The following is a 21,086-nucleotide window of genomic DNA, read 5'->3' on the forward strand; positions in this document are numbered from 1 at the left end:
TCCATGAGTCGGGCCATGCGGTCGTGCATCATGCGCTGAGGCTCGGGCCGATCCATGGCCTTAACATCGACACGCCCTCAGGCGGCGGCTACAGTCAGCTTGGCTTTACGGCATCCGGCAGTGATACGCTCGGCTATCGGGAAGACATGCTCGCCATGCTGATGGCGGGCAGGGCCGCCGAGCAGATCGTCGTTGGCAAGGTGTCTTCCGGTTCGGCCGGCTCCGACGACAGCGATCTGGCGCGCGCCACGAAGCTGGCGCTCGCCATGGAGCGCAGTCTGGGCTTCGGCGCCATCCAGCCACTGCTCTATCGAGATGATAAAGATCCGACCGCCGCACTCGACGGCAATCCGGATCTGGCGGCGCGTATTCATGCACGGTTGGAAATGGCTCTTGCTCGTGCAGTCGAGGTCCTGGGAGAGAACAGGGACAAGCTTGATGCTCTCACCAAGGCATTGTTCGATGCGCAGGCGTTGGATGGCGAGGCGGTAAAGCGGCTTCTCAAGCACGGTGATCGTGAAAGAGGAAGCTGATAGCCTTCGAGTGGATTAGGAGGAACGATCGTATGAAGGTCGCCGTCGTCGCGCATTGCGACTGGAGCATGGACAAGAAGAAGCGCTGGATGGCCGTTGCTATCCGGGATGGGTTGCGATGGAAAGTCCATGACCCGGAGTTGGTAGGCGACACGTTAACCTTGATCGATCGGCTTCAAGGCAGATCGGTCGAGAGCGGCTCGCTATTGCTGGGCTTCGATTTTCCGATCGGGCTTCCTCAAGCCTATGCCCGCGCCACGGAGCTTGGCTCATTCCGCGACGCTCTTGCGATGTTCGGATCCGGGATATGGTCGGACTGGTACAGCGTCGCGGATCATCGAAGTCGCATTTCCGTCCACCGCCCTTTCTATCCGGCACGACCGGGCGGCACCCAGCGGTCTCACCTCTTCGATGCTCTTGGCATTGTGGACCCGCTATCGCTGCTTCGTCTTTGCGAGCACGCGACAGCAGACCGGCAGACAGCTTGTATGCTGTTCTGGACACTTGGCGGAAACCAGGTCGGAAAAGGTGCCATCAGCGGTTGGCGAGAAGTCATCGTCCCGAATCTTAGCGGCATCGGCCTTTGGCCATTCGACGGACGACTGGCGGATCTGCTTGCCACAAAAACTTGTGTCCTCGCCGAGACCTATCCCGGCGACGTCTACCGACAGCTTGGGATGCCTCGCGGCGGATGGAGCAAGCGGCGGCAGATCGATCGACAGCGTATGGGACGTGAGATGCTGTCATGGCTTGCAAGTCGGCAGGGCATAGATGCTGGCGTATTGTCTCCAATGATCGATGTCGGTTTCGGCAACGACAAGGCGGGGGAGGACCGTTTCGATGCGGTCGTTGGATTGCTTGGCATGCTGGACGTCGTCGATGGAAGACGTGACGAAGGCGTCCCCGACATGGAAGCTGTGCGCCAATGGGAAGGCTGGATCCTCGGGCACCATAGATCCAGCGCGCCGTAATCTTATTTGACCTAAAACAAGTTGCCGGCAACGTATCTCAAGTCGTGCGTGACCTGAGACAAATTGCGATCATTTGGTTCCGAGTTCGGGATTTTTGATTCAGAATACGAAGAGAATGATTCAGCAACGCCGTTCGCGGCGTAGCAACCTATGTTGAAGCGACATGACGTGCCCGCAACTCAAAACAAATTGCGGTCATTTGATTCCAAACTCTGAGCCACCGATTCTCTTTTCGATATTTCCGATTCCGCCAAACGGCGCTTGCGCCGGTCGCCCGGTCCTTCGACCATAAAGGGAGGCCGAGGAGCAGGAGGACAGGCAATGAGCTTGAAAGCGGCAAGGCAGCGGCAGAAGGCGCTTCGTGATGCCAATAGGAAAGCACGGCGGCCCGATCGGGACGACGTGGCGAGGGTGGCGCTGTTCTGGCTGATCCGGCGCGCGGTCGAAAAGGGCCAGGAGGTCGAGCTCGAGAAGTTCCAGGATGTCATCGTCGCGATGCTGATCGAACAGGGTTTCGATGAGAGGGAATGCGATGTGGTCTTCGATGACCTCGTATCGAAGTATCGGTCCGGTGGCCTCCCGTTCCGCCGGAAGCTTCATCTTCTATATCCGGAGGGCGCCGATCAGGACGTCTGAGCAGCCATGCACTCGTTCTGCCGATGTCGGCTGGCTATTGTTGTCGGCGTCGTCTGCGCCTAACGGCGTTTGGTTACTTCGTAGGTTCTCCTCCCATTACTTCATAAAACGCCGTTTGATTCTGAATCGGTTTTCCAGACGATGCTGAAGGTCCCAACCCTTCGTTAATGCGCTTCGCCTAGCTCGACCGCCCCTCACTCCGAGGGCTAGCAACAATGAGCATGAAGTGAAATGACAAAGCTAACCGCAATCAAAGCATTCCAGCGCAAGATCGACGCGTATTGTGAAATGCGACTGCGTCCAATTTTCTCGACGCAAGATGCCGACGTCCTCAACGCCTATATGCGTCGCCTCATTGAGCGACGATGTGGCCCCCAAAGATCTGGAGGTCTCACCGATTGGGAAGTGGTTGCCCAGTTGACTGGAGTGGATGCCGCCATGCTTGCCGTGCATCATCGCGCAATCGATCCGGCCTTCGATGCCATCATCCGATGGAGCAAGGGCGATACCGTCGCAAAAGGTGTTGAGGCCAGTTCGCGGAAACCCGCGCAGATCAAGAAGAAGGTGGTAAAGGCCGACCGCTCGAATACCGGCCCCAAAGCTGCTGCAGCCGACGCTAACCTGTCTGGCCGTGATTGGGTGACCCGGAAACCCGCGCCAATCATCGAGTTTCCGGACCCATTGTTTCAGGAATGGGTCGACCCGCCCGGCTTCGCGGAAGCGCTTCAACTTCACATGCGTCGGCATGGCGAGACATATTGGGTCCTCCATCGATCTGTCGTCCGCGCCGACGAAACGATGGACCGGAAAACACTCCTGACCTGGGTTGAGGGGACACGCATCCCTCGCAGCACCAATAGTTTTGAGGTGCTCGGCCGGATCGAGCGCCGCTACCGACTTCCGGAGGGATACTTCAAGGCGAAACTTCCGCATCAGTCACGGTCGGCGTCGGGGTTCAATCTTTCGGGTATCGAGCCTGCTGAACGCCGACGGATCGCCTGGCATCTGCCAGATGATTTCAACGATTTGCCTTTCGCCAAGCGAGAGGAAATCCTGGAATGGGTGCGCCGCGTGATCGTCAGCGGCTCGACAGACTACCGAAAATTCCAGGCGGCCGCGGCCAAGCAACGTTACGCTATTCGTTTTCCTGGCGTATCCTATGGTGGCCGCGCACCGCGTGACGGTAAGATCGCCGTGCCCGCGAATTATGAGGATACATGGATCGAGGATCCCGACCTCGTCTCCGGCGTGATAGACGCTCCGCCCGCTCTCGCCATGGAAATGGCCGACCTCGTGCGCTTCAAGACCTCCGCGCTGACATCGATTGGATTTCAACGGAACGGCGTTTGGGGAGAGGACACGGCCTCTCAGAAGATCGAGCACCTCGGGCTGATGTTCGGCTCTTTGGCCGCATCCCGCACTGGAGAGATCAAGGGATACGGTGTGCCGGTCCGTAACCTGACATTCGGGCTTCTGATTTTCCCAGGCATCTGGGACTGGTACCTGCAGTGGCGGGAAAGCCGCCGTGGTTTCTTCACAGCGTGGGAGGTCGACATGCTGCGGATCGCGCTGGCAATCACTAAGGAGGACACCGGATGGCTTCGACAGCATCCGGAACTTCTCGCCCGCGTTCAGCCTATTCCGGGTCTCGTCTCACAAAACGAGATCGACTACGCTCGTGAGGACTGGCATGGAGCGTGCGAGGACTTTCACAAGCATGCCGCCCACCGGGTGAAAGAGATACAACGGATCGCCCGAGTTCATCGAGATCCTTTCGAGCCGATCATGCCGGTGCTGGAAGCCGATAGTCCAGTCGGCGAGTACCGTAAGATCACCGAGGAGATCATTCGTCTCATGCCGGACGAAGGGCGTTATCCGCGACCAGCGGCGGAGGCAGTTCGATCTTTCCTCATGCTGCGACTCGGATTGCATCTCGGGCTACGCCAGAAAAATCTCCGGCAATTGATGCTCTGCCCACGCGGTCAGATGCCGCGTCCGGAACGTATTCTCGAGAAGCTCAAGCGTGGGGAAATCCGCTGGAGTGATCGGGACGGCGGTTGGGAGGTTTTGATCCCGGCAGTGGCTTTCAAGAACGCCCACTCATCGTTCTTCGGTGACAAGCCGTTCCGGTTGGTTCTCCCAGACCTTCTCGATTTATATCGACACATCAATGACTATGTGGAGCGGCATCGTTCGGTTCTGCTGAGAGGTGTGGAGGACCCCGGCACGTTCTTCGTGAAGACGGTGAAGACAACGAGCACCGATGCGGCTTACGACATCACCAGCTTCTATGAGGCATGGCGGCTGACCATCCAGCGTTACGGCATCTACAATCCTTATACCGGGCGAGGGGCGATCAAAGGACTGTTGCCTCACGGCCCGCATAACGTCCGGGATGTCTTGGCGACGCACATCCTGAAACAGACTGGCTCATACGAGCAGGCCAGCTATGCGATCCAGGATACGGCGGATATGGTTGCTAAGCATTATGGCCGCTTCCTTCCGCAGGATAAGGCTGCATTGGCGGCACGAATTCTCAATCAGGTCTGGGAAGCCGCATAGCTTGAGTAGCGTCGAGGCGGAAATCATTTCCGCCTCGGACTGTCACTTTTTGCCCTCGCGTGCCCACGGCGGCGGCTGCTTGTTTTCGATCCAGGGCAGAAGCTGTAGGGGCTTTCGTTCGACGCTGGATGTGATGATGGGATAATGTTTTAGCGCGCTCCTCATGAGCGGAAGTCCGGCGGGGTTGGTGTATCGTGTATTGGTTTCGCTCCCCTCGGTCAGCCGCCCTGAAATGTCGTCGATAACTTCAGTTGGAACACCTGCCTGCTTCAACGTGTCCGCCATGCCGTGCCGGAGCGCGTGGAGTGCTCTATCCCACATTTTAGTGCCAAGGGTGGCTTTCATTACTGGTTTGAAGGTATCGTAGAACCGATCACCGGGATCGTTGGTCGTCTTATCAGAGAATAGATCTGGGAAGAGGGTTACATATCCAAGCTTTTTGACCGCGTAATAATACTCGATAAAGCCTAATCGGACCATCTCTTCCGGCATAGGAAGCAGTCGCTTTGACTGAATATTTTTCAAACCACGAACGCTGTTCGTCCTTAGAATGATGACATAGCCGTCGTCATCCTCCGCGATGTCATCGACCGTCAGACCAGCGAACTCGTTCCGCCTGGCTCCAAGGTAGGTGAACAGGATCGGCAGATAATAAAGCGAGTCGTGGTAGACCTGCTTGCCGGGCTCTCGCCTTCTCCCACGCAGATGGCCGTGCGAACCCAAGTAGATGGGACTTGAGAAAATCGGGGCGATATCCGCCGGAGCTGGTTTGAATTGTTTTCCGCGGACCTCTCCGGCCTTCTGCTTTCTCGGGCGCAGTCCCTCGAAGGACCAACTCTCAATTTCGAACCCATGGCCTTTCAGGTGCTTTAGGAAGTGCTGCAAATTCCCGAAATGCTTGCGGATCGTTGTCGAGGCCAGCCCCACCTTTGCTTTCGTATCCGAAGCCTCTGCCGCCTGACGCAGCTTCTCCCCCTCAGCCCGGAGTTCCGGCGCTGACATGATGCGCATCCGACTGCTTCGTCCCCAGTCCGTCGGGATGTGATTGAAGTGCTGCCGCAACTGGCCGATATGATATTGCTCAATCTGTCCCGAATGCTCCACTCCATGCTCGATGAGCACCGATTTGAACATCCGCACCAGCGCCATCGCGTCACGCGCGGTCGCTGGTTCCCAGTCCTTGCCCATGTTGGCGATCAGCTTTTCGCACTCCTGCTCGAAATCCGAAACGGCGACCACGCGTTGCCCGGCCTCCGAAGCTTTTGACGTAGCCTGCTTCGTCGTGGCTGAGCCCTTTTCCAGATCAAGATAGGCGATTTCCGGATCGTCCGGAGCGGCAGTCAGAGCTGATGCAGGAGGTCTTTCGACAACCGGAGGCGGAGGGGTGAAATCAGGCTCAAGTGGAGGGGTGTCGGTTGCCCCGACCCTGGCGACGGGCGCCACGGCTCTACCTCTGCCCATGAATTCGCTCTGACTTTTGTCGACCAACTCGTGGCGGTGCTCGACGTCGAATAACGCCTCCGCACGGGCCTCTAGGAACTTGGTCATTGCCCGCTCCCGATTCACTTCCGTGTCGGGAATGTCAAAGGATACCATCAGATTTTGGATGGCAGCTTCGACCGCCGGGTTTTGGGTAACCTTCAGCCCAGCAACATGGTTTTTTCTGATGGCCTCGACCCGGGAGGTCGGAACCCCATTTTTCAGAAGGTAGTTCAATCCGCTGCAGTCGCCGTCCAACGTCAGCGTTCTGCGCGCGCCAAACTTCGCCAGAAGCCGATAGGCCCACCCTGCTTCCAGATCCAGATCCATCTCAGCGACATGCCCGGCGCGGCCGTCACGCTTTGCCAACAAGCTGATGCCCTCAAGATCGATGAGCATGCCATCACGGATATGCTCGAAAAGTTTCTGAAGTTGTTCCCTGTCGCCCATCGTTTCCTTCGGTCTCATTTTCATTTCGGCGAGCTGCATGTTGAGCTGCCTGGCAATGATCTGAGCCTTCTTATGGTCAGAACAATGAAGGCTAAGTGAAAGGCGGCTGCCGGGACGGCAGTGGATGAAGACCGCTGGGACGCGTGGCCGCCAATAGAAGATGTTTCCGCGACGGATCAGATTCTCGACTTCGTGGCGCACGACCATGACGAATGCCCTGTCTTTGCCCGGAAGTTCGTCCATCGCGTATTTTTCGCGTGGGCATCACCTCTGGGCACCAGTTTTGGGTATCAGGTCGCCAATGATGCCAAAACGATATCCGGCACGACTGGAAAATCAAGGAATTAAGGGCTTTTGGGAGAATTGGCTGGGGAACCTGGATTCGAACCAAGATCGACGGAGTCAGAGTCCGCTGTTCTACCATTGAACTATTCCCCAAAAGCGTGAAGCGCGTGGCGCGTTCGCTTTGGTGGGTCGTCATATAGATGATTTATGCCGGGGCGCAAGTCGAAAAAATCGAAAAATGCGTTTTCACCCCTCTTTTGCGTTTTGTCCCGGGATCAGAGCCTTGCGCGGGTGGAGCGCGGGGTGGAAAGCAGCAGGCTGGTCTCGCTGCCAGTGATGCCGGGCACCAGGCGGATGCGGCGCAGCACGGCGTCGAAATCGCTGAGTGTGGCGGCGTTGAGCTCTACGATCAGGTCCCAGCGGCCGTTGGTGGTGTGGATTTCGGATATTTCCGGGAAGCCGCCAAGGGTGCGGATGACGCGGTCCGTCACATGGCCTTCAATCTCGATCATCATAATGCCGCGGATCGCCGCCTCCACCGCATCGGCCCGCAGAATGACGGTGTAGCCGATGATGGAGCCGTCATTTTCCATTCTTTCCATGCGGGAGCGAACCGTCGCCCGCGAGGTTTCCGTCTCCACAGCCAGATCGGAAATGCTGCGTCTGCCGTTGTGACGCAAAAGGGTGACGAGCCGTTCGTCGAGATTATCCATGATTGCCATTTTGATAAAGTGATTTTGCCAGATTGATAATTCATTTCGACAATCTTGCCAATATTTGATGTTCAGTCCGCCATGTCTCTATGGTTTAGTGATGTTGTTGGTTGGGAAAGCGAGGACGGGAATGGATATCAGGCTTATTGGTGCACCTCTGCAAATCGGAGCGGGGCAATTGGGATGCGAAATGGGACCGAGCGCCTATCGCATCGCCGGTCTCGTGCGCGCGCTGGAGGATCTGGGGCACCGGGTGGTCGATACCGGCAATGTGGCGCCGGCGCCGCTTAAGGAATTTCGTCACCCCAATCCGGCCGTGCATCATCTGGAGGAAACCGTGGCCTGGACAGAGGCGCTGACGGAGGCGGCCTATCGCGAAAGTGCGGATGCCGTACCGATCTTTCTTGGCGGCGACCATGCGATTTCGGCAGGAACGGTGGCTGGCATGGCGCGGCGGGTGGCCGAGACGGGCCGGCCGTTTTTCGTGCTCTGGCTCGATGCCCATACCGATTATCACACGCTGGAGACGACACGCAGCGGTAATCTGCATGGCACACCCGTTGCCTATTTCAGCGGTCGTGAGGGGTTTGCCGGTTATTTTCCGCCGCTGTCCCACGCCGTGCCGGAAGAAAATATCGGCATGATCGGTATCCGAAGCGTCGATCCCGCTGAAAGGGCGGCGCTGGAAAAGAGCGGCATCACCGTTCACGACATGCGCTCGATAGACGAGCACGGCGTTGCGGTTCTGCTGCGCGAATTTCTCGCCCGCGTTCAGGCGGCAAACGGCCTGCTGCATGTCAGTCTTGATGTCGATTTTCTCGAGCCATCCATTGCGCCTGCCGTCGGCACTACCGTTCCGGGCGGCGCGACGTTCCGTGAAGCGCATCTGGTGATGGAAATGCTGCATGATAGCGGGCTGGTCTGCAGTCTCGATCTGGTGGAACTCAACCCGTTTCTCGATGAGCGCGGCAGGACGGCGACGCTGATGGTCGATCTCGCCGCAAGCCTGTTGGGCAAGCGGGTCATGGACCGCCCGACACGCGCTGGCTGAAAGGGGTGATGCGATGACCGTGATACCGAATCTCAATATCGTTCCCTTCGTCAGCGTCGACCATATGATGAAGCTCGTGCTGCGGGTGGGAATCGACACCTTCCTGCGTGAGCTTGCCGATGTGGTGGAGGAGGATTTCCGCCGCTGGAAGAGCTTCGACAAGACGCCGCGTATCGCCTCACATTCGAAGGAGGGCGTTATCGAGCTGATGCCGACCAGCGACGGCACGCTGTACGGCTTCAAATATGTCAACGGCCATCCGAAGAACATGAAGGAAGGCCGTCAGACGGTAACGGCCTTCGGCGTGCTTTCCGATGTCGGCAATGGTTATCCGTTGCTTCTGACTGAAATGACGATCCTGACGGCGCTGCGCACTGCCGCCACCTCGGCCGTTGCCGCGAAATACCTTGCCCGCCCCAATTCCCGTTCCATGGCCATCATCGGTAACGGTGCTCAGAGCGAATTTCAGGCGCGGGCTTTCAAGGCTATTCTCGGCATTGATACGCTGCGGCTTTTTGATATCGACCGGTCCGCCAGCGAAAAATGCGCCCGCAATCTTGGCGGACAGGGATTCGCCATCGAAATCTGCGATAGCGCTGAGGAGGCGGTGGAAGGGGCAGATATCATCACGACAGTCACCGCTGACAAGCAATATGCGACGATCCTGACCGACAACATGGTCGGCCCCGGCATTCACATCAACGCTGTCGGCGGCGATTGCCCGGGCAAGACGGAACTGCACCGGGATATTCTGCTTCGCTCCGATATTTTCGTCGAATATCCGCCGCAGACACGCATTGAAGGTGAAATCCAGCAATTGCCGGAGGATTATCCCGTGACCGAGTTATGGCAGGTCATTGCCGGCGAAAAACAGGGCCGGGCGGGCAATAGGCAGATCACCCTGTTCGACAGCGTCGGCTTTGCGACTGAGGATTTCTCCGCGCTGCGTTACGTGCGCTCAAAACTGCCGGGCACAGGTCTTTATGCGGAGCTGGATCTCCTGGCTGATCCGGATGAGCCGCGCGATCTGTTCGGCATGTTGCTGCGTTGTGAGGCGGCTCTCGCCTGAAGAGGGCGCAGGCTCTCAGCCGGCTCCCCCGCTTCTCTTCCGGCCGACCACATGTTCCCGCCAGATTGTGAAGAGGCCGGCGGCAATGACGATTGCTGCGCCCAGTACCATATTTGATGTCACGATCTCACCATAGATGGTGACACCAATGATAGAGACGAGCACGAGCTGGTAATAGGAGAAAGGCTGCACGGAAGCTGCATCCGCCAGTTCGAACGCTTTTATCAGGCAATAATGACCGCTCATGCCGGTAATGCAGAGCGCCAGCATCCATCCCCAGTCATAGGGTTCGAGGCTGACCCAATAAAACGGACCTACCAGCGTCAGTGCCGCTGCACCGGCAACGCCGGTATAAAAAAAGCTCGTCATCGCGGTATCGCTCCTGCTGCCGAGGCGGGTGAGCACGCCGTAAAGCGCCAGCATGAAGGCGGCGATGAAAGTGATGATCAGGCTGTTGTCGAAACCTTCGCCATCGGGTTTCAGGATGACGAGAACACCGATGAAGCCGACAAAAATGGCGCACCAGCGCCGCCAGCCGACCTTTTCCCCAAGCAAGGGTACGGAAAGCGCGGCGACGATGAGCGGCGCCGAAGCGATGATGGAGTGGCTGTGCGCCAGCCCGACAATGGCAAAGGAGAAGATCGAAAAAACGATCTGTACCGCCAGCAGAACACCGCGACCGATCTGCAGCCAGGGACGGTTGGCCATGACGGCACCCCGGATGCCGCCCGATGACCTTGCGGCCATCAACAGAACGAAGACGGCAAAGGCCCAGTATCGCAGCATGGCGATGAAGACGGGCGGATAGGCGCTGCCCAGATGTTTCGAGATGCCATCCTGCGCCGCAAAGATCGTGAAGGCGACAAGCGCATAAAGAAAACCGGTCTTGGGTGATGGCATGAAAAAATCGCTGTCCGGCTGCTTGCCAGCAAAAGAGGATTCGGCGTGAATGAGATGGGTAGCAGCCATATGTTACGGCCGCACCTTGTCAGACAACCTTATTTTCCGAATAGCAGCTATGCAAGTCCAGCGACTGCCTTTTTGATAGGCAACCAGCGTTCGGACGGGTGCGGAATAATCGGCTTTTCTCAAAAAAACAGCCGGAACACTCACCCCCGGGTCAAACCCGAGGGTGAAGATGAGATCGGCTTCAGCCGATTGTCACGGCCGTCTTGGAGGTCGCGGATTTCAGCGCGGCGTCGGCCAGCTTCAGCGCAATCAGCCCGTCCTTGATGGAAGGCGAGGGTGCGACATTGTTTTCGATGCTGTCGATGAAAGCGGTGATTTCCGCCGCATAGGCCGCCGTGTAACGCGTCATGAAGAAATCATGCAGCGGCGGGCGGGTATAACCGTCGGCATTGGCGATCTCGATGGAGACCGGACGCTGGTTTTCGGCCGCTGCCGAACCGAGAGAACCATGCACTTCAATACGCTGGTCGTAACCATAGGTCGCGCGGCGCGAATTCGAAATCACCGCCTGCCTGCCGCTTTTCGTCGTCAGAATGATGCTGGCGCTGTCGAAATCACCGAGCGCGCCGATTTCCGGATTGACGAGAACCGAACCGGTGGCAAACACGCTGTCCACTTCTTCGCCCAGCAGGAAGCGGGCCATGTCGAAATCATGAATGGTCATGTCGCGGAAGATGCCGCCGGATACCTTGATATATTCAGCCGGTGGCGGGCCGGGGTCGCGGCTGGTGATGGTGACCATTTCCACCTTGCCGATGCGGCCATCCTCGATTGCCTTATGTACGGCCTGAAAATGCGGATCGAAACGGCGGTTGAAACCGAGCATCACCTTTGCGCCGGTTTCTTCCACCACCTTGGCGCAGGCTTCCGCGCGGGCAACATCGAGATCAACGGGCTTTTCGCAGAAGATGGCCTTGCCGGCGCGGGCGAAACGCTCAATCAGATCGGCATGGGTGTTGGTTGGTGTGCAGATGATGACGGCGTCGATCGTCTTGTCGGCCAGAACCTCGTCGATCGTGCTGACCTTGCACTGCGCTTCGCGGGCAATTGCCTCCGCAGCGCCGGCCATGGCGTCCACAACAGCCACCAGCTTCGCACGGCTGTCGGTGGTGATCGCCTTGGCGTGGACCTTGCCGATCCGTCCAGCGCCGAGCAGTGCCAATTTCGTAACCATCTTTCCTCCGGTTCCTCACATTCGTCCCTCACTCCCGGAGGGACAGAATATGAATACAAACAATGTTTCGATATGGAATATATGTTCCATTTTGCTAGATCGACATCGGGGGCGTGTCAAGCGATTTGACAGCGGCAGGCAAGGCCGAAATCATTCGTCCGTGGAGGTCACGCGATGTGGTTGCTGATCATGACAAATGGCGCGCTGAGCCAAGGCCCAAACGCCGCCGGGCGTCAGCTGGTGGAGGGCATCTGCACGGCATTCTGGGGAAGCGCATAGACCTCGACCGGGGTTTCAAGGCCGCGAAGCAGCCATGGGCCCAGATTTTCCAGCCTGTCCCCATTTCCGGCCATACGGACGAATTCCTCGGAAAACAGCACGTTGCGGCCGGTTTCCTTGGTCAGCGTTTCCAGCCGCGAGGCGATGTTGACGGCGGGGCCGATGACGGTGAAATCGAGGCGGGTTTTGGAGCCGATATTGCCATACATGACATCGCCAACATGCACGCCGATGCCGTAACCCAGGGGATCGTGACCTTTCTGGCAATTGATTTCATTGAGGGCGACGAGACCCTTTTGCGCGCTGGCGATGGCTTTCAGCAGGTTTTCACAGGCCTGCGGATCGCTCAGCGGAAAAATCGCCAACAGCCCATCACCCATGAATTTCAGGATCTCGCCACCGAATTCCTCGATGGGGTCGCACATGGCGTCGAAATAGCCGTTCAGGAGCTCGATCACGTCATCGCGCGGCCAAAGGTCGGAGATATGGGTGAAATTGCGCAGGTCGCAGATCAGGATCGCCGCGCCCACCGTTATGCCGCTACCGCGTGTCGTGGCGCCGTTGAGAATTTTTTCGCCCGCATGCGGACCCACGTAGGTTTCCAGAAGGGTGCGTGTCATGCGGTTTTTGAGGCGTATTTCGCTGACCAGCGCCAAAGCCGGCAGCAGGTTTTTCAGGGCGGCGATTTCGCTGTCGGAAAAACCGCCTGGCTGGTCGCTGGAGAATGTCGCGACATGGCGCTTTCCAAAAGTGTGTTCGATCGGCCAGGCGCAATAATCCGTCAGCCCTTCGGCCCGCAGCTCTTCATAGATCGTATAACCGGGTTCATCGATGTCATCGCCGTTCAGGCGGTGGCGGACTTCCGTCGCACCCTGATGGATGTCGTTGATGGGACTGTTGAGATATTCGGGCGTACTCTCCGAGCCGTAACCATAGGTGGCGATTTCGGCGGTGGGCATACCGGCTTTCCACAATATCCGAGCGCCAAGCCATTGCGGGTGGCGGATGCGAAAAGCGAGAACGCCCCTTGCGATGGAGATTCCGCTCTCCCGCAGTCTGCTGCAAAGCTCCACGAATATCTCGTCGATAAACCGCTCGTCCTTGGTGCCGGTGACGAGCCAGTCGAGAATTTCGGTCTTCTCTGCCGGCCACAATTCATCCAATGCTGAAGAAACCCGTTCTTCGGTGTTAAGGCTGAGTGTCATGGCAGGATTCCGGAGGTTGTTGCTGCTCTCGCACGGGCAGGGCACATGTCGAACTTCATCGACCATGGTCGCTCGTGAACCCCATGTGGTGCCGGATAACGAAAATGTTAAGAGAGGGCTTCGGAAAATCTTCCGGAAGATATTAACGGCCTCAGGCCACGCGCGCCGCCCGGATGTTCTCTTGAACATCGTCCCCGGCGGCGCTGAGATTTTTCGTGATCGCTACGGGCGATCAGATAACGGTTTCGACAGGAATATGCAGGGCGGCGGCAACGCGTCTGATACGCGATGGATCGCTGTCGGTGCCGTCTTCCAGTGCGTGGATTTCGGTGGTGGTGAGGCCGCAGGTGACGGCAAGCTGTTCGACCGTATAGCCGGCGAGCGTGCGCGCGGTCAGGACCTTTTTGGCAAAAGGAGCATCGGTTTCGTGATCGGAATTAAGTTCTGAGACTGAAATTGTCATTATTGCATCTCCCTGATGATGGACACTTAAATGCGGGCGGCAAAGAAAAGTTGCCGGGGCCGAATGCGACCGCGTTGCCGGAGAAGAAATCGTGCTGCAACGCAGCGAGGAACATAGACGCTTCGCCCACCTACGCAATAGTTAAATTTTGTTAAGATTCGTGATCGCCGCATTGCTGCGGCATTTTCAGTGGTGGAAACAGCCGGACGACAGGCAATTTTCCAGTTTCGGGCAGGCCATATTTCAGAATGCCACGCTTAAAGCATGCCCCAGGCGCGAAAACGGCCGCGACCCGTAACTTCCCGCAATTCCAGCTGATTGGCGAGCCCGATTGCGCCCTGGGGCGTGGTGCCGAGTTCCTTGACGATCATCGCCGCCGAAACCACCGGCCGGGAAACCACCAGCTCCACCAGTTCCGGCAAACGTGAGGATGAGCGCCGGCCGGTCAGCTTGCGCATCATGCGATCCCGCGCGTGGGTCAGCCGGTCATGTTCTTTCAAACTGGTCTGCGCCGCCTCGTAAAAACTGTCCAGAAGGGCGAGCAGCCGCTGTGTCTGGTTTCTGGCGTGTCGGCGCTCGCGCGGAACGGCGCGAAGGCCAGTGCTCAGTGCCGGCAGGTGATCGGGCGTCACGGCCCCCTCACGCAGAAAGGCGGCGGCCAGAAGCCGGCCGAGCCAGGGGCTGCGCTGCAACACCTCGATCATGTTCCAGGCGTCGAGCAGAATGGCGGTGCGAAGGATGGCCGGCAGTTCCGCCGTCCTTGCGTGCAGTTCCAGCCATTCTTTCAGCCGTTCGTCCTCGTCCCAGTCAGGCTCATTGATGATCGGATGGCCTTCCTGCCGCTGGTTCATGGGCGTGGGCATGTTACCGGCGGTAATCGCCTCAAGTGTCGCGGAGCTTCGCGCCAGCAGCGCATCCAGTTCGGAAAAAGCCCCGTCCAGCAGCGCTTCCCCAGCCGTGCCGCTCTCGTCGCTGCGGGCATGATCCCCGGTTTCCCTGGGAAGTGACACCTCGTCGGCTGCAAGTGTGGCTCTGCCTCGTAATCTGGAAAGGCCGGGGGCGGTGAGGGCCCAGCCGGCGGCATTGGAAAAGATCAGCCGCCTTGACCGCAAGATTCGGTGCGCCGCCGTCATTTCGTGGGTGGGCGCGCGCACGTCCATATGAGCGTCATGCAGGACCAGATCTTCCATATGGACGAGTTCGCCGTCGACCCACATGGAGGAAATCGCGTCGGTGAAATCCTGCCTTTCGATGAAGCCGTGTTTCATCGGTGAGCGGCTGATCCGTTCATCCAGCCGGGCCAGCGCTTCGCCCGCACGGGCGGCGGCGATGAGAAGCTTTTCGATCTGGATGTCCGATATATCATAAATCATTGATATTTTTTAGTTTGAGCGCGCGCGGCTTACAAGACGGATTGCAATGGCCCGGTTCCACTTTTGCCGGTATCATCACCGAAGATCCTACTGCGCGGACCGGTATGGAGGGCCGGGATTCCCTGCGATGCAGGTCACTTCTGACGCTTCTACCGCATTGTTGCGATGCAGCATAAGCTTGCGCATTGCAACATGACGGGTATATACCCCCGCCAAGAGCGACAAATTATCACACCTTCCGTTCGCCCTTCCATCTCCAGACGAAGATGAATTGGAGTCAACCCGTGAATATTATGGCAAATGGTCCCGCCACCGCGCCGGATCAGAAAACCCGTTTGAAATCCATTATCGGCGGATCGGCGGGCAATCTCGTTGAATGGTACGACTGGTATGTGTATTCGGCCTTCACCCTTTATTTCGCACCGGTGTTCTTCCCTTCCGGAAACCAGACCGCCGAACTCTTGAGCGCAGCCGCCGTTTTTGCCGTCGGATTTCTGATGCGGCCGATCGGGGCCTGGTTCATGGGCACCTATGCCGACCGCAAGGGCCGCAAGGCCGGCCTGACCTTGTCCGTTACGCTGATGTGTCTTGGTTCCCTGTTGATCGCGATTACGCCTGGCCATGAGACGATCGGCATCGCCGCACCTGCCATTCTGGTTTTCGCCCGCCTTCTGCAGGGCATCAGCGTTGGCGGTGAATATGGCGCCAGCGCTACCTATCTCAGTGAAATGGCCGGCAAGAGCCGTCGCGGCTTCTTCTCGAGCTTCCAGTATGTAACGCTGATCTCCGGTCAGCTTCTGGCGCTGGCGGTGCTTCTGGTGTTGCAGCGGGTGCTGACGCCGGCACAGCTTGGCGACTGGGGTTGGCGTATTCCCTTCTTCATTGGCGGCATTCTGGCGATTGCGGTGTTTTATATCCGTCGTGGCCTTGCCGAAACGCAGTCCTTCGAAAATGCCAAGGCCGGTGGTGATGCCGACAAGCCGAAATCCAGCGGATGGGCGCTGTTCAAGCACTATCCGCGGGAAGCGCTGATGGTCATGGCGCTGACATCAGGCGGCACGCTCGCCTTCTACGCTTACACGACCTATCTGCAGAAATTCCTCGTCAACACCTCGGGTTTCAGTAAGGAAAGTGCGACCGAAATTACCACGGCGGCGCTCTTCGTCTTCATGCTGTGCCAGCCGCTTGCCGGTGCGCTGTCCGAGAAGGTCGGCCGCAAACCGCTGATGGTGGGCTTTGGCATTCTCGGCACGCTGTTTACCTACGTCATCTTCACCACGCTGGCGACGACGACCGATCCGATCATGGCTTTCGCCCTCGCTCTGGTCGGCCTGCTGATCGTTACCGGCTACACCTCCATCAATGCGGTGGTGAAGGCGGAAATGTTCCCGGCCCATATCCGTGCGCTCGGCGTGGCGCTGCCCTATGCGCTGGCGAACACCATTTTTGGTGGAACGGCAGAGTTCGTGGCTTTGAAGTTCAAGCAGATCGGCCATGAAAACTGGTTCTTCTGGTATGTGACGATCATGATTGCACTGTCGCTGGTGGTCTATGTGAAGATGCGCGATACGCGCGATCACAGCCATATCCACGAGGATTGAGCGATACATCCAGACGACAAAAGCCCCGTCCTTCTGACGGGGCTTTTGCTTTCAGTACCTTCAGGCAATTTCGACGGGAAGAACCACACGGGCCTCGAAGCCGTCTTGCCGGCCGGGTGCCGGTGAAGAAAGCAGCAATTCGCCGCCGGTCTGCTCCACCAGGCTTTTGACGATCGCAAGGCCAAGTCCGGTGCCATCCGCCTTGGTCGGCCCTCGGGCAAAACGGGTCGTCAGTTTGGGCAACAGTGCCCTGTCGATTGCCGGTCCGGAATTGATGATGCGGACCGTGCCGTCCTGTTCGGCGAAAATCTGCACCGGGCTTCCCGCCGGGCTGTGGATCAGGGCATTTTCGAGGAGGTTTCGAACGATGATGCCGAAGGCGTCCGCGCCTATCCTGCAGGGCAGGCCGTCCTCACAGTGATTGGTGAAGCGGATGCGGGACTTGCCTATCGCCGTTCTCACCATGTCATCGATGACGAGTTCGAGAATGGGGATGACGTCATTCGCCGTATCGGTCACGCCGATCCTTGCTTCGGCCCGCGACATCTGCAGCAGCTTTTCGGCGAGATGGCCAAGGTGTTGCAGGGATTTTTCGATATTCTCGACGCGCGGCGCAAGTTCCGGCGGAATATCGGCATGCAGCCGCTGCGCCTGCGCCAGCGCGCCGGCAATTGGCGTGCGCAATTCGTGGGCGCTGTTGGCGGTGAATTCCCGCTCCGCCTCGATTGCCGATCGCAGCCGCCCAAGCAGCAGATTGACCGAACGGGCGATGGGATGCAGTTCACCGGGAAAAGGCTGTGTTTCGAGCGGCGCAAGATTGCCGCCATCCTTTTTGCCGATCTCGTCGCGCAGGGTCTGTATCGGTTGCAGGGTCCTGCGCACCACCACGATGACGGCGAAGATGCTGGCGGGAATGAGGATGAGTACGGGCAAAAGCAGCGCGCTGCCCGCTTCCTCGATCGCCTCGCGCCGGTTGGCGAAGGCATCGGCGACCTGCAGGAAATAATTACCGTCCGGCGTTACAGCCGTGTAGATGCGCTGCGTCGCTGTTTCAGAAAAACCGGGGTCGAGTGAGACTTCGAAAGGCTCCGTCGAGCTGTCATGCGAATGCAGAACGACCTGTCCTTCGCGGTCGCGCACCTGATAGGTCAGATATTCCGCGCCTTCCGCCGAAGGGTTGAGCTTGCGGGAGGCGGGGGCCGTGTTGTTTTCCCTGAGATCGTCGGCCAGAAGCGGCAGCAGCCTTTCGGCGGTCTCCTGCACGCCGGCATCGAAAATCTCGGCAAATTCGTCCTGCATCACCATGACGCCCAGCCCGCAGGCGAGGAGCCAGGATATGGCGACGACGCTGGTCAACGCCGTCACGAGCTTGCGGGTCATGCTGGTCGGTCTGGCCATTTCTGCCTACTTGTTATTTGCTTGCTTGCCGTCTGGCCTATCTGCCGTCTGGCTCACTTGATCGTGTAGCCGACGCCGCGCACGGTCTCGACGCGGTCATGGCCGATTTTCTTGCGCAGCCGGCTGATATAGACCTCGACCGTGTTGCTTTCTATTTCCGCACCGAATTCGTAAAGCGTATCGTGCAGCTGCGCTTTCGAGACCACGGCGCCGGGATGTTCGACCAGCTTTTCCAGCACGGCCCATTCGCGGGCGCTGAGCGTCTGCGCCGTTCCATCGACCGTGATATTGCGCGCCACCTGGTTGATCTCGATGCCGGGCAGGCGGATGACGGGCGCCGAGCGACCCTCGTAACGGCGCGAGACCGCCAGCATGCGCGCCGAAAGCTCATCGAGGTCGAAAGGCTTGACCAGATAGTCGTCCGCCCCGGCATTCAGCCCGGCAATCCGGTCGGAAACCTGATCATGTGCCGTCAGGATGATCACCGGCGTGGCGTCGTCGCGCTTGCGCAGCGCTTGCAGAAGGGTGATGCCTTCGCCATCCGGCAGGCGCATGTCGAGCAGGATCAGGCCATAGGCCATGGTCAGCGTTGCGGCCATGGCGTCGCCCAACGTCTTGAACCAGTCAACAGCATGGCCGGCCGCTGCGACATGGTCCCGCAACGCTTCTCCAAGCACATGATCGTCTTCAACAAGCAGAACCCGCAAGACAGCTCCCTTTATCGCGTCGTCCTGCGTATCGCTTTCACGGGATAAGCGTCAAGCACTGTCTGTTCAGCTGTTCTGGCGCTGGGTGCAGCCGCCAAACACATCCAGCGAGGGATCATAGACGGAAGTGGAGACATTCATCATGCCAAGGATGCTGTGGAAATAATTGTCGTGGGAGCGTCCACCCTCTGCGGCACTTTTCGCAAGGCAGGCCCGGTTGAGCCCCATGGATTTGGCGAAGTCATCGTCGAACCAGACGAGAAACGGCACATGGGTCTGCTGGTCGGGGGCGAGCAGGTAGGGTGCGCCATGCAGGTAGACGCCGTTCTCGCCAAGCGATTCGCCGTGGTCCGACGCATAGATCATGCCGGTTGCCAGCTTGTCGGAGCGTGCTTTCAGCTTGTCGATCACGGTCGAGAGGAAATGGTCGGTGTAGAGAAGCGTGTTGTCATAGGAATTGACGATCTCGGCATCGCTGCAATTGCCAAGCTCGGCGGTGCGGCAATCCGGGGTGAATTTGCGGAATTCGTCGGTATAGCGCAGATAATAGGTCGGTCCGTGGCTACCCATCTGGTGCAGCACGATGACGCTATCCTTCGTGACGTTGTTGAGCCAGGCGTCGAGCTTGTCGAAGAAGATATCGTCGCGGCATTCTCCGCCGGTGCAGAAGCGGCTGTCATTCGTGGAGGGCAGGTCGAAATAGGGGATACGGTCGGCGACATTCTTGCTGCCGGTGTTGTTGTCCAGCCATGTCGCACTGACACCGGCGTGGACGAGGACGTCCATGACGTTTTCATTCGCGAGTGCCTTGCTATGGCTATATTGCGAACGGGGGAATTTCGAGAACATGCAGGGAATGGACATCGCCGTCGCGGTGCCGCAGCTGGTCGTGTTGGGGAAATAGATCACGTCGCGCTTGGCCAGTTCCGGATTGGTGTCGCGCCCATAGCCGTTCAGGGAAAAATTCGCGGCGCGAGCGGTCTCACCCGCAACGATGACGGTGATGCGCGGTTTATGGACACCTCCAGCTGCGGGAAGAACCTTAGCGTCCTTACCGATTGGGCTGACCTGTATTTCGGCTTCCTGGCCGGCCTGCGTGAAATAATGGACGGCGGACATCATCGGCGACAAGGGGTTGACGCTTTTGACGATATCCTTGTGCTGACGGATGGCAGTCGTGAATGTCTTTGAATTCGCAAAGCTGATGATGCCGACGATGCCGAGGCACACCAGGATGCTGATGGTGTTCCACAAAAGCTTGTCGAGGATAGGCCGATGCCGAACGCGGATGGCGGCGATGACGATGGACGGTACCAGTCCGTAAATCGCCATGTGCCAGACAAAGCCGGGGGTGATCAGATTGCCCGCTTCCGCCTGCGTGGTTTCCATGGCGTTGCGGATCATGTCGCTGTCGATGACGACGCCGTAACGGTCCATGAACCAGGAGGCGGCGGCGGCCGCAAATATGACGAAGACCAGAAACGGCTTGATGAGATATTTGGCGGAAAAAATGGTGATGAGGGCGCCGAAAAGCGCCGCCATGGCGACATAAAGCGCAACGATGGCAACCGGATAAGCGGAAAGATAGGTGTGAACCTTCGACCAGAATGTCTGGTTCATGAAAAACAGCAGATAGGCCGCCGTCAGCAAGCTGAGCGGCACGCTGCCGATTTCCGGACGATACGATTCAAATCCTGTCGCTTTCGCGGTAAAAAGAGCCAATGCCAGGTCCACCAGTTTTTAAATATGCCGGCGGTGGCGGAAAACGAGCAAAACGCCCTGTTCACGCTGCCGCATGGGCCGATTGATGGCGGATGCGTTATTTAGCTGACATCAACCTGAAAGCTTTGTCATGAAAGTGTCATATGAAGGCTCTCACGGCCGGAGAAGCTACACCTTCGCGGAGAATACGGCGCTTGAAGGCTTCGGGATCGGCGGCGGCGTCCGTTATGTCGGAAAGCGCTATGGCGATGCCGCCAATACCTTCGAGATGAAGGGTCTCGCCCTGCTCGATCTCGGTGTGCATGACGAGAAGAACGGCTATCGCGCCTCGCTTATGGTGCAAAACTTGACTGATAAAGAATATATTTCTAGTTGCTCCACTTTCGGATGCTATTACGGTGACGGAAGAACGGTCGTGGGCAAGCTGACCTATCGTTGGTGACGCC

At 58.2% G+C, this 21,086-nt stretch carries 17 protein-coding genes, 1 tRNA gene and 1 pseudogene; 8 read left to right on the forward strand and 11 right to left on the reverse strand.

The window, feature by feature from the left end:
* The 4 genes from AKG12_RS17805 to AKG12_RS17820 form a co-directional block, all read left to right on the forward strand.
* Positions 1–533, forward strand: a 533-nt coding sequence (locus AKG12_RS17805; RefSeq protein ID WP_052819881.1) for a M41 family metallopeptidase, incomplete at its 5' end; no start/stop codon positions are given.
* A gap of 32 nt (positions 534–565) precedes the next feature.
* A complete protein-coding gene (locus AKG12_RS17810; RefSeq protein ID WP_052819882.1) occupies positions 566–1,504 on the forward strand; it encodes a hypothetical protein in 939 nt (312 codons plus the stop codon).
* A 321-nt stretch (positions 1,505–1,825) separates the two neighbouring features.
* Positions 1,826–2,140 (forward strand): hypothetical protein, encoded by a 315-nt coding sequence (locus AKG12_RS17815; RefSeq protein ID WP_052819884.1) that lies wholly within the window; start codon positions 1,826–1,828, stop codon positions 2,138–2,140.
* A gap of 231 nt (positions 2,141–2,371) precedes the next feature.
* Entirely contained in the window at positions 2,372–4,702 is a 2,331-nt protein-coding gene (locus tag AKG12_RS17820) for a hypothetical protein (protein WP_052819885.1), read from the forward strand.
* A 42-nt stretch (positions 4,703–4,744) separates the two neighbouring features.
* Here AKG12_RS17820 and AKG12_RS17825 read toward each other — a convergent pair whose 3' ends face one another.
* The 3 genes from AKG12_RS17825 to AKG12_RS17835 form a co-directional block, all read right to left on the reverse strand.
* Positions 4,745–6,874 carry a DUF6538 domain-containing protein gene (locus AKG12_RS17825; protein WP_285277760.1) on the reverse strand — a complete coding sequence of 710 codons (2,130 nt, stop codon included), beginning with the start codon at positions 6,872–6,874 and terminating at the stop codon, positions 4,745–4,747.
* A 121-nt stretch (positions 6,875–6,995) separates the two neighbouring features.
* Positions 6,996–7,069 (reverse strand) — tRNA-Gln (locus AKG12_RS17830).
* A 122-nt stretch (positions 7,070–7,191) separates the two neighbouring features.
* Positions 7,192–7,629 (reverse strand): Lrp/AsnC family transcriptional regulator, encoded by a 438-nt coding sequence (locus tag AKG12_RS17835; RefSeq protein WP_046801728.1) that lies wholly within the window; start codon positions 7,627–7,629, stop codon positions 7,192–7,194.
* A 130-nt stretch (positions 7,630–7,759) separates the two neighbouring features.
* On the opposite strand from AKG12_RS17835, the gene rocF reads away from it, so the two are divergent.
* Complete coding sequence (gene rocF, locus AKG12_RS17840; RefSeq protein WP_046801634.1) at positions 7,760–8,680, forward strand: arginase; 921 nt, start codon at positions 7,760–7,762, stop codon at positions 8,678–8,680.
* A gap of 13 nt (positions 8,681–8,693) precedes the next feature.
* Positions 8,694–9,749, forward strand: a complete 1,056-nt coding sequence (ocd, locus tag AKG12_RS17845) for an ornithine cyclodeaminase (RefSeq protein ID WP_046801635.1) — start codon at positions 8,694–8,696, stop codon at positions 9,747–9,749.
* A gap of 15 nt (positions 9,750–9,764) precedes the next feature.
* Here ocd and AKG12_RS17850 read toward each other — a convergent pair whose 3' ends face one another.
* The 5 genes from AKG12_RS17850 to AKG12_RS17870 all read right to left on the reverse strand — a co-directional run bounded on the left by AKG12_RS17850 (position 9,765) and on the right by AKG12_RS17870 (position 15,212).
* The gene (locus AKG12_RS17850; protein WP_046801729.1) at positions 9,765–10,649 is read right to left on the reverse strand and encodes a DMT family transporter; all 885 of its coding nucleotides are present in this window, start codon (positions 10,647–10,649) and stop codon (positions 9,765–9,767) included.
* A 250-nt stretch (positions 10,650–10,899) separates the two neighbouring features.
* A complete protein-coding gene (gene iolG, locus AKG12_RS17855) occupies positions 10,900–11,892 on the reverse strand; it encodes an inositol 2-dehydrogenase (protein WP_046801636.1) in 993 nt (330 codons plus the stop codon).
* A gap of 233 nt (positions 11,893–12,125) precedes the next feature.
* Positions 12,126–13,376 (reverse strand): adenylate/guanylate cyclase domain-containing protein, encoded by a 1,251-nt coding sequence (locus tag AKG12_RS17860; protein WP_046801637.1) that lies wholly within the window; start codon positions 13,374–13,376, stop codon positions 12,126–12,128.
* 232 nt (positions 13,377–13,608) lie between these two features.
* Complete coding sequence (locus AKG12_RS17865) at positions 13,609–13,839, reverse strand: helix-turn-helix domain-containing protein (protein ID WP_046801638.1); 231 nt, start codon at positions 13,837–13,839, stop codon at positions 13,609–13,611.
* Positions 13,840–14,096: 257 nt separating this feature from the next.
* Complete coding sequence (locus tag AKG12_RS17870) at positions 14,097–15,212, reverse strand: RHE_PE00001 family protein (RefSeq protein ID WP_052819887.1); 1,116 nt, start codon at positions 15,210–15,212, stop codon at positions 14,097–14,099.
* 293 nt (positions 15,213–15,505) lie between these two features.
* On the opposite strand from AKG12_RS17870, the gene AKG12_RS17875 reads away from it, so the two are divergent.
* Positions 15,506–16,813: an MFS transporter gene (locus AKG12_RS17875; RefSeq protein WP_052819889.1), complete on the forward strand. Its 1,308-nt coding sequence runs from the start codon at positions 15,506–15,508 to the stop codon at positions 16,811–16,813.
* Positions 16,814–16,873: 60 nt separating this feature from the next.
* Here AKG12_RS17875 and AKG12_RS17880 read toward each other — a convergent pair whose 3' ends face one another.
* The 3 genes from AKG12_RS17880 to AKG12_RS17890 form a co-directional block, all read right to left on the reverse strand.
* Positions 16,874–18,211, reverse strand: coding sequence for a sensor histidine kinase (locus AKG12_RS17880; RefSeq protein ID WP_052819891.1), 1,338 nt, complete (start codon positions 18,209–18,211; stop codon positions 16,874–16,876).
* 53 nt (positions 18,212–18,264) lie between these two features.
* Positions 18,265–18,918 (reverse strand): response regulator transcription factor, encoded by a 654-nt coding sequence (locus tag AKG12_RS17885; RefSeq protein WP_046801641.1) that lies wholly within the window; start codon positions 18,916–18,918, stop codon positions 18,265–18,267.
* 66 nt (positions 18,919–18,984) lie between these two features.
* A complete protein-coding gene (locus AKG12_RS17890; protein ID WP_046801642.1) occupies positions 18,985–20,652 on the reverse strand; it encodes a phosphoethanolamine transferase in 1,668 nt (555 codons plus the stop codon).
* A gap of 157 nt (positions 20,653–20,809) precedes the next feature.
* Here AKG12_RS17890 and AKG12_RS17895 point away from each other — a divergent pair.
* A pseudogene (locus AKG12_RS17895) lies at positions 20,810–21,082 on the forward strand (TonB-dependent siderophore receptor); the annotation flags it as partial.
* Positions 21,083–21,086 lie beyond the last annotated feature (4 nt).

Origin of the sequence: Agrobacterium sp. SUL3 (genome assembly GCF_001263295.1) — a bacterium.
Taxonomy (GTDB): domain Bacteria; phylum Pseudomonadota; class Alphaproteobacteria; order Rhizobiales; family Rhizobiaceae; genus Agrobacterium; species Agrobacterium tomkonis.